Origin of the sequence: Streptomyces sp. NPDC001822 (assembly GCF_042892135.1) — a bacterium.
Lineage (GTDB): Bacteria > Actinomycetota > Actinomycetes > Streptomycetales > Streptomycetaceae > Streptomyces.
This window is the reverse complement of sequence record NZ_JBIATW010000001.1, coordinates 543,127-557,451: the sequence shown is the minus strand read 5'-3', so window position 1 is coordinate 557,451 and position 14,325 is coordinate 543,127. Positions and strand designations below refer to the sequence as shown.

13 protein-coding genes are annotated in these 14,325 nt (G+C 70.6%); 6 read left to right on the top strand and 7 right to left on the bottom strand.

Features of this window, described 5'->3' with window-relative positions:
* The first annotated feature begins 49 nt into the window (after positions 1-49).
* Entirely contained in the window at positions 50-1,690 is a 1,641-nt protein-coding gene (locus ACFYY2_RS02640) for a hypothetical protein (RefSeq protein ID WP_388735986.1), read from the top strand.
* Between the two features lie 100 nt (positions 1,691-1,790).
* Here ACFYY2_RS02640 and ACFYY2_RS02635 read toward each other — a convergent pair whose 3' ends face one another.
* The 6 genes from ACFYY2_RS02635 to ACFYY2_RS02610 all read right to left on the bottom strand — a co-directional run bounded on the left by ACFYY2_RS02635 (position 1,791) and on the right by ACFYY2_RS02610 (position 9,440).
* Positions 1,791-3,857: an iron ABC transporter permease gene (locus ACFYY2_RS02635; protein WP_388735983.1), complete on the bottom strand. Its 2,067-nt coding sequence runs from the start codon at positions 3,855-3,857 to the stop codon at positions 1,791-1,793.
* 6 nt (positions 3,858-3,863) lie between these two features.
* On the bottom strand, positions 3,864-4,844 hold the full coding sequence (locus ACFYY2_RS02630; protein WP_388735980.1) for an iron-siderophore ABC transporter substrate-binding protein: 981 nt from the start codon (positions 4,842-4,844) through the stop codon (positions 3,864-3,866).
* Positions 4,841-5,740 (bottom strand): ABC transporter ATP-binding protein, encoded by a 900-nt coding sequence (locus tag ACFYY2_RS02625; RefSeq protein ID WP_388735977.1) that lies wholly within the window; start codon positions 5,738-5,740, stop codon positions 4,841-4,843. The genes ACFYY2_RS02630 and ACFYY2_RS02625 overlap by 4 nt, the downstream gene beginning before the upstream one ends.
* A gap of 134 nt (positions 5,741-5,874) precedes the next feature.
* On the bottom strand, positions 5,875-6,720 hold the full coding sequence (locus ACFYY2_RS02620; RefSeq protein WP_388735975.1) for a GNAT family N-acetyltransferase: 846 nt from the start codon (positions 6,718-6,720) through the stop codon (positions 5,875-5,877).
* A 435-nt stretch (positions 6,721-7,155) separates the two neighbouring features.
* Positions 7,156-8,412: an amidohydrolase gene (locus tag ACFYY2_RS02615; protein ID WP_388735973.1), complete on the bottom strand. Its 1,257-nt coding sequence runs from the start codon at positions 8,410-8,412 to the stop codon at positions 7,156-7,158.
* A 299-nt stretch (positions 8,413-8,711) separates the two neighbouring features.
* Positions 8,712-9,440 carry an alpha/beta hydrolase gene (locus ACFYY2_RS02610; RefSeq protein ID WP_388735970.1) on the bottom strand — a complete coding sequence of 243 codons (729 nt, stop codon included), beginning with the start codon at positions 9,438-9,440 and terminating at the stop codon, positions 8,712-8,714.
* Between the two features lie 183 nt (positions 9,441-9,623).
* On the opposite strand from ACFYY2_RS02610, the gene ACFYY2_RS02605 reads away from it, so the two are divergent.
* Positions 9,624-10,355 (top strand): hypothetical protein, encoded by a 732-nt coding sequence (locus tag ACFYY2_RS02605; RefSeq protein WP_388735968.1) that lies wholly within the window; start codon positions 9,624-9,626, stop codon positions 10,353-10,355.
* A gap of 437 nt (positions 10,356-10,792) precedes the next feature.
* Positions 10,793-10,963 (top strand): hypothetical protein, encoded by a 171-nt coding sequence (locus ACFYY2_RS02600; protein ID WP_327111647.1) that lies wholly within the window; start codon positions 10,793-10,795, stop codon positions 10,961-10,963.
* Between the two features lie 254 nt (positions 10,964-11,217).
* Here the strand turns inward: ACFYY2_RS02600 and ACFYY2_RS02595 are convergent, their stop codons facing one another.
* Positions 11,218-12,291, bottom strand: a complete 1,074-nt coding sequence (locus ACFYY2_RS02595; protein WP_388735964.1) for a glycerophosphodiester phosphodiesterase family protein — start codon at positions 12,289-12,291, stop codon at positions 11,218-11,220.
* Between the two features lie 193 nt (positions 12,292-12,484).
* Between ACFYY2_RS02595 and ACFYY2_RS02590 the strand changes: the two genes are divergently transcribed.
* From ACFYY2_RS02590 to ACFYY2_RS02580, 3 genes are all read left to right on the top strand, one after another.
* A complete protein-coding gene (locus ACFYY2_RS02590; protein ID WP_388735962.1) occupies positions 12,485-12,901 on the top strand; it encodes a thiol-disulfide oxidoreductase DCC family protein in 417 nt (138 codons plus the stop codon).
* Positions 12,902-13,020: 119 nt separating this feature from the next.
* Positions 13,021-13,599, top strand: a complete 579-nt coding sequence (locus tag ACFYY2_RS02585; protein ID WP_388735959.1) for a restriction endonuclease — start codon at positions 13,021-13,023, stop codon at positions 13,597-13,599.
* A gap of 132 nt (positions 13,600-13,731) precedes the next feature.
* Positions 13,732-14,325, top strand: a complete 594-nt coding sequence (locus ACFYY2_RS02580; RefSeq protein WP_388735957.1) for an ArsR/SmtB family transcription factor — start codon at positions 13,732-13,734, stop codon at positions 14,323-14,325.

Genomic DNA, 14,325 nt, shown 5'->3' with positions numbered 1-14,325 from the left:
GGCGGGCACGGGGGCTCGGCTGCGGTGGTGGTCACGCTGCGCCTCGGCGGTGGCGGCCGCCCTGACCGCCGCCCTGCTGACGGCACCGACGGCCACGGCCGCGCCCGCCGCGGCTCCGGCCCCCTGCCCTCAACTCCCCTGCGAGGGAGCCGATCCCGGGCTGGTGACGGCCTGGGCGTCGGGCGGAGCGCCCAAGGTCCTGAAGGAGACGACGCTAGCTTCGGGCACCCGGATCACCCTGTACACGGGCAAGCCCGCCTGGGACACGAGCCGCACCTACGCGTGGGCCGATGTGCGGTTCGGGTCCGGGGTCACGGCGGGACACGCGTGGCTGCGCGCCGAGGAGAACTGGGGCGACGGCATCAACATCAAGCTGACGCTGCAGCACCCGCGTTCGTACCGTGACACGACCGGAACCAGCGGCATGTTCGTGTACTCGACCGCCATCCCGCAGGGCGCCTACACCAACAGCGCCTGCGTGACGGACGGCACCCAGCGCGGCTGTGTCGCCTCCTACGGTGCCGAGGTGGTCCCGGCCGGACCGTGCGAGGGATGGTGTCCGGACGCCGACCCGGACGCGATCCCGGCGACCGACTGGTCATACGTGGACCGCTCCGAATTCGACCGGGTCGAGCTGCCGTCGGGCGCGTTCGTGCAGAAGGCGGACGGGCGCCTGAAGCAGGGCAGTTATCTGGGCTGGGCCGAGGGCGGGCTGCCGTCGGGTGGACGGTTCTGGCTGGAGGCCTGGCAGGGTGAGGGGCGTTGGGGGCCGGTCTACACCGCGTTCACCCCCGCGGGCGCCTCCCGGACGACGACGGGCTCGACCCGTGCGTACTCCTGGCTGCCGGAGCTGCGGGCCTGCGTCAGCGACACGACGGGCACGCTGTGCACGAGGGACCCGGACGCGGCGGCCACGGTTCCGTCGCAGGCTCCGTGCGCCGAACTCCCGTGCACGGACATCGACCCGGCGAGCGTGACCGAGTGGATGCCGAGCTACAAGCCCTACGTGATGGAGGAAGCCAACATCTTCCAGGGCGGCAGCCTGAAGATCTACCGGGGCCGCCCGGCCTGGGACCCGCACCACATGTACTACTGGGGTGAGGCCGAACTCCCGCCGGGCCGCGCCGACGTCTCCGCCACCCTCATGCGGCACCCGTCCGGCGGAGCCGACTCACGCACCGCCCGCCCCGAGCCGTTGCCCGGTGCGCGGCTGACCGCCTCGGGCACGACGAAGATGGTCGCGCTCGACCCGCTGTCGAAGGACGAGATCGCCGGGCTGGTGGTGGACGGCAAGGACTGGGCGTTCGCCACCCAGCAGGGCAACAACATCGACAAGTCGTGGACGACGGGCGCGATCGGTCCGTGCGCACCGGGCCAGAGGTGCGAGGGCGTCCTCGCGAGCAGCGTCACCACGTGGGCCTCGGTCGCGACCGACTGGGCGACGGTGGCTCTGCCCAGCGGCGCCCGGGTCACGCTGACGGGCTCGCGGCCGAAGTGGTCCGTGACCGACTACTACGCCTGGGCTCGTACGGATTCCCCGGGTGTCACCGCCTGGCTGGAGGACCGGCAGCCGGGTGGTTCGTACGCGAAGGTGGCCGACGCCGGCACGATGAAGGCGACGGACGGCCGTGCCGTACGTGCCTGTGTGTCGGACGGCACGACGACGAAGTGCACCACGCCCCTGGGGTGACGCGCGGCGTGGGCCGGGCGGCAAGCCCGGCCCACCTCGCCGGACGCAACGCCGAAAGGGCGGGGCCCGGTCCGACTACCGGCCCCCGCCCCACGGCGTGTCAGCGCCGTGTGCGGACCAGCAGATAGAAGAAGTACGGCGTCCCGATGACCGCGGTCATCAGCCCCGCGCCGAGCTGGGCCGGCGCGATCACCGTGCGGCCGGCGAGATCCGCCAGGCAGACCAGCAGGGCCCCGAGCAGGAGCGCGACCGGGACGACCCGTACGTGCCGCCGTCCGACGAGAGCGCGCGCCGCGTGCGGGGCGACGAGTCCGACGAATCCGATCGTGCCGGCAGCCGCCACCGCGGTGGCGCCGAGCAGCACCGCCAGCACGAGGAAGCCGAGACGCGCCCGGGTGAGGCCGAGGCCGAGGAGCTTCGGGGTGTCCTCGTCGAGCGCGACGAGGTCCAGTTCCTTGCGGCGCGTCACGGTCACGACCACGCCGACGGCGAGCACCAGGGCTACGGGGACGACATCCGGCATGGTGCGCCCGTACGTCGATCCGGACAGCCAGGTGAGTGCCCGCGTCGTGTCGAACGGGTCGCTCAGCACGATGACCAGACTGATCAGCGCGGCAGCCGCGGCCGACACCCCGACACCGAGCAGGACCAGCCTGTTCTGCCCGAAGCCACCACGCGCGGCCAGACCGAAGACGACCGAAGACGCCACGGCGGCCCCGCCGAACGCGGCCGCGGCGATCGCCCACGAGCCGGGGGCCTGCACGCTCGTGACGAGAAGTACGGCACCGAGACCCGCGCCTCCTGAGACGCCCAGGATCCCCGGCTCCGCGAGCGGGTTGCGCGTCACGGCCTGCACGAGCGTGCCGGACAGGGCCAGCCCCGCGCCCGCGAGGAGCGCGGCGGTCACCCGGGGTACGCGGGTGTCGAGGACGTAGGTGACGACCCGTCCCGAGTGGCCTTGCGCCCAGTTGACGACATCGCCGAGCAGGAGCTTCGAGTCACCGAGCAGCACCGCTCCGACCGTCACGCAGGCCAGCACGACGCCGAGGACGACGACGGTCACCAGGAAGGCTGTTCTGCTGGGTATGCGGAGCCGGTCGGGGGCGTCCGCGCCGGCCGTGTCGCGGGTACGGAGTGCCATGACGACGAGGAACACCCCGCCCACGACCGTGGTGACCACTCCGGTCGGCACCTCCACCGCAAGGTCCGCCGGGACCACCGCGCGCAGCAGCACGTCCGAGCCCAGCACGAGCGCCGCACCGACGAGTCCGGTGACCGGGAGGCTCACCCGGGAGCGCGAGAGCCCCCGGAACCGGCGGGAGAGGGGCCGCACGAGCGCGGGAGCGCACAGGCCGACGAAGCCGATCGGCCCGGCGAGCGTCACTGCCGCAGCGGCGAGCAGCGTGGCGAGCACGACGGTGGTGATCCGGGTCCCTCTCACGGGCACGCCGAGTCCCCGGGCGGCGTCGTCGCCCAGGGCCAGCGCGTCGACGCGGCGGGCGACGAGCAGCAGCCCGGCGAAGGCGACGACGATGACCGGTGCCATCTGCGCGACTCCGTCGAACCCGTTCTGTCCGACGCCCCCTTGCCCCCAGCGGTAGAGACCCTCGGTCCGCTGGGGGAAGAGGAGGAGCAGCGCCTCGGTCAATGCGTTGAGTCCCAGGGCGAGCGCACTGCCCGCGAGGACCAGGCGGACGGTTCCCTTGCCGAGCCCGGACAGTCCGAGCACGACGGCGGTGGCCGCGAGTCCGCCGACGAAGGCGGCGCCCGAGGAGGCGAGGAGCGGCAGCGTGGTCCCGGTGACGGCGACGACGCCCAGTGCCAGGTACGAACCGGCGTTGACCGCGAGGGTGTCCGGTGACGCGAGCACGTTCCGGCTGACCGCCTGGAGGGCGGCGCCGGACATGCCGAGCGCCAGCCCGACGAGGACGGCCGCGACCATCCTCGGCAGCCGGGACGCGACGACGACGGAGGCGTCCCCCGCCTCGGCGGTGCCGGTGAGTGCGTGCCAGACCTCGGCGGCACCGACGTCGGCGGTCCCCTGGGTGATGTCCACCGCGGCGAGCACCACGACCAGGAGGGCGAGCGCGGCCGCCACCGCGACCGCGCCCGTCGTGGCCGCGGCGGTGCGGTCACGGCCGACCGCGGTGTTCTCGATGACGGCCACGGCGGACTACTTCTTCGTCAGGGCGTCGACGAGGGAGTCGATGTACGCCTCCATCGAGCGGGGGCCGCCGAACATCCAGACGCCGTCGGGCAGCCGGTGCACGTCGCCGTTCTTCACGAAGGGGAGCGACGTCCACACGGCGTTCTTCGCGAGGCCGCTGAACGCGTCGCCGTCGGCGTCGTTCGCGACGTACGTGAACTGGACGTCGCCGAGGCCGGTGAGGCCTTCGACGTCGGTGGTGGCGAGGCCGTAGTCCTTGTCACCCTTGACGGTCCAGGCGTTCTTGAGGCCGAGCCGCTCGTTGACGGCGCCGAGGAGGGAGCCGCCCGTGTAGGCGCGGATGGACACCTGGTTCGCCTGGACGTAGCCGTCGGCGGACGCGATCTTCGCACCGCCGAGTCCGGCGTCCTCAAGGGCCTTCTTGCCTTCGGCGACGCTCGCCTCGAAGTCCTTCTTGAGCGCGTCGGCCTTGGTCTCGGTGCCGGTGGCCTTGGCGATGAGGTCGATGCTGTCGTTCATCGTGCCGATCTGGTCGGCGGCGTCGGCCGCGGTCACCTCGATGACGGGCGCGACCTTGCGGAGCTGTTTCACGACGGCGGGCGAGAGGTCGGTGGTGGCCACCACGAGGTCCGGCGCGAGCGCTGCGACGGTGTCGATGCTCGGCTCGCCGCGGGTCCCTATGTCCTTGGGGTCGCCGGTGAGCGGGGCGGCGGTGTTCCACGCGGTGTAGCCCTTGACGTCGGCGACCCCGACCGGCGCCACGCCGAGGGCGACCAGGTCCTCGATGACGTTCCACTCGGTCGCGACGACCTTCTTGGCGGGGCCGTCGAGGGTCACCTTCACACCGGTGTCGTCGGTGAGCGTGATCTTGCCTGCGGGCTTGTCGGCTGCGGCGGGGGCGTCCGAGGTCGGCTCGGTGGTCCCGCAGGCGGCCAGGGAGAGTGCGGCGACGGCGACGGCGGCCGTGGCGAGGAGGTTGCGTCTCATCGGGAGGTGCTGAGCCTTTCGGATCTGGAGTGGTGACGGCCGATCGCGCGGGTGCGCAGGCGGCCGGTCGACGGGTCGGTGCCGACGTCGATGCGGATGCCGTAGACATCCGTCAGGAGTTCCGGCGTGAACACGTCTTCGGGGGCTCCGTCGGCGACGATGCGCCCCGCGTTCAGCAGGGCGACGCGGTCGGCGACGGCAGCCGCCTGGTCGAGGTCGTGGAGGACGACGCCGACGGCGATTCCGTGGTCGTCGGCGAGATCGCGTATCAGGTCGAGGAGTTCGACCTGATAGCGCAGATCGAGGTAGGTGGTCGGTTCGTCCAGGAGGAGGACGCCCGTCTCCTGTGCGAGACAGCTCGCGAGCCATACGCGCTGGAGCTGTCCGCCGGAGAGCTGGTCGACGCCCCGATCTGCCAGTTCCCCGACGCCGGTCAGACCGAGCGCGCGGTCGACCGCGGCGGTCCCCCGGGGGTCGGGACGCCCCCAACGGCCTCGATACGGGTAGCGGCCGAAATCGACGACGTCCCGGACCGTGAGCCCACCCGGCGTGGACCGGGACTGGGTCAGGAGCGCGACGCACCGCGCGAACTCGCGGGCGTTCAGGGCGAAGCCGTCCGCGGCCTCGTCCGTACCCGGGTCGACGGTGAGCGAGCCGGCGCGAGCGGTCTGCAGGCGGGCGAGCGTCCTCAGCAGTGTGGACTTCCCGCTGCCGTTGGGCCCGACGAGGACGGTCACCTCGGCAGGCCGCAGGGCGATGGCCGCCCCGTGGACGACATCGACCTTCCCGTACGCCACGGTCACACCGTCGGCGGACAGGCCGTGGCCACGCGTCAGAGGCATGCCCTCGGCCATCAGGGCATGCGTAGCACCAGAAGTGCTCTCACCAGCTCTCATGGACATTAGGTTAGCCTCACCTAATGCGTACTGTTGACCGCACCCCCCTCATGGACGGCGTGAGCCGTCCCGAGCGCCGCCGCAGGGTGCGGCGCCGCGGGCCGGAGGAGCCCACCCGGCGTCTGCGGGCGGAGTCAGCCGAGTTCGATCGTCGTCGCGGCGAACAACCCGCCGGTGTCGACGTCCGGGGTGCGGCCGGTGTACATGCGGGCGCACTCGAAGGTGGCCTCCAGCCCGAGGCTTTCCATCAGCTTCATGGACGCCGAGTTGATGTCCGGTACGTCCAGGGCCACGGGGTCGCCGGGCGTCCGGCCCGCGAGTTCGTGGACGAGAGAGGACGCGATGTCCTGCGACGAGGCGTAGAGCGGGCCGATGCGGGATCCGGTCACGGCCGGCCGCATGACGGCGAATCCCTCCAGTCTCCCGTCACGCACCGCTGCCAATGAGGTGTGTGAGCGGTGGCCGATCCACTGGGAGAGGAAGGCCTGACGGTCCGCGGGGAAGAAGCGCCGGTCGTAGTCCGCGAGCACCCCGAAGGGCACGTCACGTCCGTCCAGCAGCCGGACGCCCGGCGCCACCCCGCCACCGGCCGGCACGCCCGCGTGGCGCACGTGGGTCCACACGCGCCGGAATCCGGACCTGCGGTAGTTCTCCTGCTGCTCCACCACTCCGTCGAGCCCGACGTTGCGGCCGGCGAGGTGGTCCATCGCGGCGTGCCACATGCGGATTCCGTATCCCTGCCCGCGTACCTCGGGGCGGGCGATGTAGAACCCGAGGAAGCCGAAGTCCGCGCCGTAGCGCACGGCGGAGACGGAGGCCACGGGTTCACCGTCGAGCTGTCCGAGGAAGAAGCCTCGGGGGTCGGCCGAGTGGAGGAGCAGGGCGTCGGAGAGGCCCGGGTTCCAACCCTCGTCCTCCGCCCACTCGGTGAACCTCGACATGCCCGCGACACTTGCTGTGGCCACTTCGAACGACGGCACGGCTCGGCTCCTCACGGGTGGCGGCATGACGCGACTGACCCGGGACGCGGCCTCATCACCGCGCGCACACCCGGCGAACTGAGCCTAACGAGCTCGTGCGTGGCTGGGGTCCGACAGCGCACCCTCGAAGCGCTTCAGCGGCTCCCCGGGACGCGGTCCGCACCGGATACGCGGCGTGAACGCCCCTGCGTCCGGCGGCATTCCGGCCGGAGGCAGGACCAGGACACCCGGCAGGGGGCGGCAACTCGTACGGGGGACGCCGGCCGACCACGCCGGCTTGACCATCGCATCCCCATCCCCTCCCTCTCGGGGTCGCCGACGGACGCAGCAGGTGAACTCGCCTGCATGAAGGCCCAATTATTCCTCGCGGCAGGCAAGGCCGGTGGGCGTCCTCCGTCTCGACGGGACAGCGCATCCGCGGCAGGGAATCGCCCCTCAGATCGCCAGCCAGGCGAGCGAAGCGACCACGAGCGCGCTCACACCGGTGTCCAGGGTGGGCTGGAGGACCGGGGCGAAGTGCGGGCTGTGGTTGGCCGGCACCGGGGCAGCGCTCCGTCCGTCCACTCCCTCACCCTCGTGCGGCTCCGGGGCGCCTGCGCCGATACCCCAGTAGGTGAACGGGACACCGAACGCGTCGGGAATCCTGCTCATGTCCTCGCTCGCGGTCTGGAGGTCGATGGTGTGCGCTTCGGAGCCGAAGTGCTCGGCGAACACCTCGGCGACGCGCCGCGTCGTCTCGTCGTCGTTGACCGTGGGGGGAAAGGAGACGATCTTCTCGATCAACGGTGGCTTCGGCGCCCCGGAGGCCTGGCACTCGGCCGTGACGATGCGCTCGATGGCCTGCAACACGTGGGTGCGTGTGTGGTCGTCGTACGTGCGCACGTTGACCTGGATGACCGCATGGTCCGGGATGATGTTGGGGCCGGTCCCGGCGTGAATGCTGCCCACCGTGACCACGACCGGGGTCAGCGCCGCGATCTCCCGGGAGACGATCGTCTGGAGGCGCACGACGATCATCGCGGCCATCACCACGGGGTCGACCGCGGTCTGCGGCATGGCGCCATGGCCTCCCCGGCCGTGGACCGTGATCCGCAGACTGTCCGCGGCGGACATGAACGATCCGGCCCGGGTGCCGACGTAACCCGCCGGATAGGGCAGGACGTGCTGGGCGAGCACCACGTCGGGGCGTGGGGCCTTGTCCGTGAGGCCGTCCGCGACCATGGCGTCGGCGCCGTCGCCCCGTTCCTCGGAGGGCTGGAGAAGTGCCACGAACGTGCCCTTCCAGGCACCCATGGACTCGGACAGCAGGCGCACGCAGCCGATCAGGGAGGCGATGTGCACGTCGTGCCCGCAGGCATGCATCACCGGCTGCTCCGTGCCGTCGCGCCCCTTCACCGTCACGGTGGAGGCGTAGGGCAGTCCCGTCTGCTCCCGGATCGGCAGGCCGTCCATGTCGGCCCGGACCATGACCGTCGGGCCGTCACCGTTGGTCAGGACCCCGACGACACCTGTGCCGCCGATGCCCTCGACGACCCGGCAACCGAGGCCGCGCAGAAGATCGGCCGCCTTTCGAGCCGTGCGGTGCTCCTCCAGCCCCAGTTCGGGGTTCTGGTGGAGATCCTTGTAGAGATCCTCGATGTCGTCGCGGATGCTGTCGAGGCCTGCCAGCACGGTGCGGGCGCTGTCGGTCATCCTGACTCCCTTTGGTTGCTCACGTCTTCGCTGGTCAGGCCGAGATTACCGGCCGTCGGCGACGAGACGGGCCACCCGGCGCGACACGCCGGAGCCCGCGGTCCCGTGTTCCCCGGCAGCACCGTCGCGACGAGCGGAGCATGACGGTTCCGCGCGACCGGGCGAAGTCTCCTCCATTCCACGCGACCGGCCCGAAGTCGCTTCCCATGCAGGTCGGCTGCTCACGCAGGCCGCGCCACGGATCCGTCCCTGACGCGTGCATCACAGTCGTCCGGTCGTCTCGGGAGCGGCGGAGCGCATCAGCGCAGGTGCCGGGCGAAGAATCGCAGCGAGTCGGCCGGCTCGAGTTCCGGGAGGTCGGCGTGCCTGCCGGGGCCGGCGTGCAGCGTCTTGTCGGCGGAAGCCAAGGCATCGAACAGGGCCAGGCCGTCGGCCCGCGGCACCCGCTCGTCGTCCCACTGCAGACGGAAGTCGACGGGAACGGTGATCCGGGAAGCCGTGCCGTCGACGAGCAGTCCGCCCAGTCCGAGCACCGCGGCGCGGACCCGGGGCTCGGCAGCGACGAAAGGCACACCGAGTCCGCAGCCCAACGACACCCCCCAGTAACCGACGGGACCCGCTCCCACGTGATCCAACCGCTGGACCGCGTCCAGGACCGCCCGCCACTCGGGAACGGTCCGACGGGCCACGAGCGCCTGGAAACCTGCGACGAGCGGTGCCAGGTCTTCGCCCGCGTCGACACGCGCCCGGTTCTCCGTCGCGATCCGGTCGAGCACGTCGTCCGTGGGCCGGTCGCCGTGGCCGGGCACGTCGACCGCGACCACCGCGAAATCGCCCTCGCACACGAAGTGACGGGCCCTCCGCTCGATGTCCGGGGCCTTCTTGTGCTGACCACCGCCGTGTCCCATGAGGATCAGGGGGCGGGTGCCGACGGCACCCTCGCGTGTCCACAGCACACCGGGAAGGCCGCCGAGGGAGAAGAGCTGCTCGGATACACCGTCGGACAGGAAACGAGAGAGGAAGCGCATGCGTTCGGGCCTTTCGGGGTGCCTTGTGCGGGCACTCCCTCAGCCTGTGCGCGTGAGGGAGTCCCGACCTGTCAGAGCGTTGACCGGACTCACCTCCTCGGTTCGCAGAGCTGGGGCGCCACGGAAGGTATCACAGCGGAAACCCTTCGACAGGGACTGTCTGAGCGGCCATGATCCGCTCTCGTGACGACACCGATGCAGCTTCTGGTACGGACGGCCGCCCGGAACAACGCCGAGTGGTGCGCGGCGATGAGCCGGTCCCACGGAGTGGAGAGCCGGTTCGGCGCAGAGGTCTGGCACGCCCCGACTCGGACACCGCTCTTCCATCCCGATGCCGTGACCCTCACACCGGGCACCACCGCGGCCACGGTGACGGAGGGCGTGGACGCCACGACGCCAGGAGCATCGGTCAAGGACAGCTTCGCCGACCTCGACCTGTCGGCCGACGGCTACCGGATCCTGTTCGAGGCTCAGTGGATACACCGTGCGGCAGGTGAACCCGCCGCCGCTTCCGATCGCGCCTGGGCCGTGGCCGACAGCCCTGCGGCACTGCGCGCCTGGGCCGACGCCTGGGACGAAGGAGACGGTCATGCGGATCTCTTCCGGCCGGAACTGCTGGACGACCCCGCCACCTTCGTGCTCGCCGGGCGAACGTCCGATGGCCGGACGACGGCCGGTGCGGTGGCGAGCCTCAGTGAGAACGCCGTCGGCATCTCCAACGTCTTCGCATCGGAGGGCGGCCCTGACGCGGCCTGGCCCTGCGTGCTCGCAGCGGTACACAGCCTGTTCCCCGCCCTGCCGCTGGTCGGATACGAACACGGCGACGCCCTGGCAGCCGCCGTGCGCCACGGTTTCGAACCGGTCGGTCCACTGCGGATCTGGCTGCACGGTCCGGGGGCTCTGCCGACAGGGTGAGGGAGGGCCCGCACGGCGGGCTGAGCTCGCCCGCTCGACGGCGGCCCCCTGGGAAAAGGCGAGGCCGACCGGGTCGAAGAAGCTGAACTCGGTGTCCAGGACGATGGGACGCCACGGGCGGTCCGCAGGTTCGCCGGGGTGGAACCAGTAACCGATCCAGCCCTTTCCGCCCTTCGCCACGAGTCCGACGTACGTCGCCGTCTCCGTGGCAGCGGAGTCGATCGCCTGCGTCTCCGGGTCCGCGAGCTCCTCCTCGGTCGGACAGCTGGTGTCCAGGAGCGGGTGTGTCTCTCCCGCCTCCAGGACGTCGGGGTCGAGAAGACGGGTGAAGTCGGTAGGGCCGGGGCGGTTCGGCCGCCCGGGACCGACCTCGCGCGCCCAGGTCTGCATCCAGCGCGCCGGGGCACACGGGTTCCAACCGACTAAGGAGCTACGTCATGCTGGCAATCGCAGCGGCAGTACTGTTCTTCATCTCGTTCCTCATCAACGCAGCCGACATCACCACCAACGATGTCTTCTCCTCGGTCAACGTGATGCTGATCGGGCTGGGTCTACTGGCTCTCCACGTCGCCGGCATCGGCCATGGACGTCGAGTCGGCAGACGGTGATATCCGCCTGAACCCGATCGAGTCGGACGGTCTCCGCGCGTTCGCGCACAGCCCGGGTGGGGCTTGCGGGAATCGCCTCGGGGACTGTCCGACTCGTCGGCGTCCGGGGACGGTGGGACCGGCGTCACGCGACGGCCGGGTGGTCGGGCCTCTGGACGTCGCTACGCCGGGCATCGGCGACGGCATCGACCTGCATCGGCCGCCACGTCCTGAGGCGCCGCATCCGTCTCCCGGAACACGTGGCCCGCCGTTCGTCAGTGGCGCGGCGCCGGGTACGCCTTGGGGAGGCGCATGCCGCGGTCGGCCATGATGTCCCGTACGCGGTTCGGGTAGTCGGTGATGATTCCGTCGATGCCCATGTCCATGAGCGCCTCGATGGTCGCGGGGTCGTCACACGTCCACGGGATGACCTTGAGTCCGCGCCGGTGGGCGTCGGAAATCATCTTCTTGTCCGGGTAGAACCGGAAGTCCGGGTCCGCGACGGTCCCGTTCTGGGGGAAGCCGTAGTTGGGGGACAGCGCGGTGACTCCGCTGATCGATGCGGCCGCCTTCACGAAGTCGCCGTCGTAGTCGTCGGCGTCGATGCCGCCGAGCCAGGGTGACGCTCCGGGCTTGCCCACCTGCAGGAAGTCGTAGTTCGTCAGGGCCACCAGGGGGTAGCGGGGCGCGAGCTTGTGCATCGCCTTGAGCGCCCCCCAGTCGAAGGACTGGATGGTGACCTGCTTCTCGATGCCCGAGCGGTGGATCTCCTCGAAGACGCGTCGCACGAAGAGCTCGCGGGGCGCGGTCTGCTCGGGCGCCCCGGCCTCCACCTTGGTCTCGATGTTCAGCTTGATGTGCTTCGCACGGTAGTGCTTGACCAGGTTGAGCACGTCCTTGAGCTCCACCATGCGGAAGCCCTTGATCTGCTCCTGCTCGGGGAAGCCGGGCAGTTGCTGGTAGCCGCAGTCCATGCTCTTGATCTGCTCGAGCGTCAGGTCCTTGATGTACTTGCGGACGTAGGGGTACATGGGGTCACCGGGGGTGACCGGACCGGTGTCCTGGCACTTCTGGGCACTGATCTGACGGTCGTGGTTCACCACGACCTTCTGGTCCTTGGTGATCTGGGTGTCCAGCTCCAGGGTGCTGACCCCCAGGCGTATCGCCTTCCCGAAGCCTTCGAGCGACTCCTCGGTGGTCAGCCCGAGCCCTCCTCGGTGGGCCTGGAGGTCGAATGAGGCTCCGCGAGGCGGTTTGTGATCGTGGTGCTGCGTGTCCGCCTGGGCAACCGCCGGAACGGCGAGTGCGGGAAGAAGGGCCAGGACGGTCGCTGTGTGCCTCAGGGACATGTGTGCCTCGTTACGTTCGTCTTACCGGACGCCGGGAAGCCAATCCGGGGAGGTCGACCACGACACAGACCGGACATGAGAACGGCGTGAACGCCCGCGAAACGGTAACGTCCGAGCAACCCCGGGGCGATCCCTGCCCGCACACCACCGCCCGGCCTCCTGCGGCCTCGGCGGGATGCGGCATCATGGGGGCATGCGGACCCGACCTGTGCTCGTCTACGACGGAGACTGCGCCTTCTGCACGTCCTCGGTCCATTTCGCAGAACGCCGTCTGCGGCCACGCTGCGAGATCACACCCTGGCAGTTCGCGGATCTGGAGTCCCTGGGGGTCACACAGGAGCGGGCCGAGTACGAACTCCTGTGGTGCACCCCGACCGGTTCGGTGTACGGCGGCGCCCAGGCCGTCGCCAAGCTGCTGCTGAGCGCCGGCGCGGTGTGGAGCGTCCTGGGCGCACTGCTCACGCTGCCTCCGGTCCGATGGCTCGCCCACGGCGTCTACCGGCTCGTGGCCGATCACCGCGACAGCATGCCGGGCGGCACACCGGCATGCGCGGTGCCCGCGGCGCAGCGGCAGGGCACCCACGGCACGGAACCGCATAACCTCCACTGACGTACCGTCACCGTTGCGTCTCGAAATGCCGATTGGCCGGATCCGTCCCCGTCGCCCCTGGATGAAAGCACCTCCGCCCGGGGAGCAACACGTCGGACGCCATTCGACGGGAGGCACGCATGGGGACGGCACTGACGGTGGCGCTCGTCGCCGGGGTCTGCTCGGCCGTCGTCACGCGGCTGGTGCGGGCGGGACGGCGCGAGGCGACGGCGGAGGCGGCCAGGCGCTCCGAGGACGCACGGCGCCGGGCCCGGCGGTCACTGGACTCGGTCTGGGAGATGAACGACCGCGAGTTCGAAGAGTACGTCGCGGAGTTGTGCCGCCGTGACGGTTGCACCGGCGTCCGACGGGTCGGCGGGTCCGGCGATCTGGGTGCGGATGTCATCGGTTTCCTGCCGGACGGCAGGAAACTGGTCGTCCAGTGCAAGCGTTATGCGAAGCACCGGGCGGTGGGAAGCAGGGACATCCAGACGTTCAATGGCACCGCACGCGCACATCACGGTGCCGACGTGCCCCTTTTCGTCGCCTCCTGCGTCTTCACCGCCCCCGCCCGCACGTTCGCCGACACCCAACGTCTGACCCTGGTCGACGTCGACCTGCTCGGCTTCTGGAACAGCGGTACCGCGCTCTCCACCTTCCTGAACCTGGACATCGGCCGGTCCGGGACCAATCGCCGGCTGCGCCCGGACCACGACTGAACGGTTGCGGCCGTCGTGCGGACGGCGCGCGGCACGTGACGCCCGCGTGCACCCGAGTCCCCCGCACACCGCCCGGAACCACGATGTGAAATTTTAATTGCGCAAATTATCTTTCATACTTACGCTGGCACCATGCAGCCGAAGCCCTCGCCCGAACAGATCACGGATCTCTCCCGCCTGAAGGCCTTCACGAACCCCCTGAGGATGCAGCTCTACCGCCTCCTCTACGCCGCCGGGACAGCAACCGCCTCACAGCTGGCGGAACAGGTCGATCAGGCCCCGTCCCTGGTCAGCTATCACCTGCGCAAGCTGGCGGAACACGGCTTCGTCGCGGGCGCGACGGGCGACAGCACCGACGGGAGGGAGCGGTGGTGGCAGGTGGCGTCCGAGGAGGGCTGGGGCTTCCGGGACTCGGACTTCAGACAGACGCCCGAGGGGGCCGCCGTCCTCGGCGCGGTGACCCGAAGCATCATGGACAGCCGTACGGCCCTGCACCGGACGTATCTGGACCAGGCGGGCGCCTGGGGCGAGGAGTGGTCCGACGCCGCCTTCAACTCGGAGTATCTGTTCGCTCTCACACCCTCCGAACTTGCAGAGATGAACGGCGAGTTGATGGAGCTGTCCCGACGCTGGCGCGAACGCGGCAAGGCCGCGGAGGCTGCGGGCGAGACGGACGGGCGCGAGCGCGTCGCCGTGCACATGTACGGCTTTCCGTTCCGCCCCTGA

Excerpts from the sequence above, each read along its gene's own strand:
- ACFYY2_RS02630 (WP_388735980.1), bottom strand. The coding sequence starts at position 4,844 with ATGAGACGCAACCTCCTCGCCACGGCCGCCGTCGCCGTCGCCGCACTC.
- ACFYY2_RS02625 (WP_388735977.1), bottom strand. The coding sequence starts at position 5,740 with ATGAGAGCTGGTGAGAGCACTTCTGGTGCTACGCATGCCCTGATGGCC.
- ACFYY2_RS02615 (WP_388735973.1), bottom strand. The coding sequence starts at position 8,412 with ATGACCGACAGCGCCCGCACCGTGCTGGCAGGCCTCGACAGCATCCGC.
- ACFYY2_RS02610 (WP_388735970.1), bottom strand. The coding sequence starts at position 9,440 with ATGCGCTTCCTCTCTCGTTTCCTGTCCGACGGTGTATCCGAGCAGCTC.
- ACFYY2_RS02600 (WP_327111647.1), top strand. The coding sequence starts at position 10,793 with ATGCTGGCAATCGCAGCGGCAGTACTGTTCTTCATCTCGTTCCTCATC.
- ACFYY2_RS02595 (WP_388735964.1), bottom strand. The coding sequence starts at position 12,291 with ATGTCCCTGAGGCACACAGCGACCGTCCTGGCCCTTCTTCCCGCACTC.
- ACFYY2_RS02590 (WP_388735962.1), top strand. The coding sequence starts at position 12,485 with ATGCGGACCCGACCTGTGCTCGTCTACGACGGAGACTGCGCCTTCTGC.
- ACFYY2_RS02585 (WP_388735959.1), top strand. The coding sequence starts at position 13,021 with ATGGGGACGGCACTGACGGTGGCGCTCGTCGCCGGGGTCTGCTCGGCC.
- ACFYY2_RS02580 (WP_388735957.1), top strand. The coding sequence starts at position 13,732 with ATGCAGCCGAAGCCCTCGCCCGAACAGATCACGGATCTCTCCCGCCTG.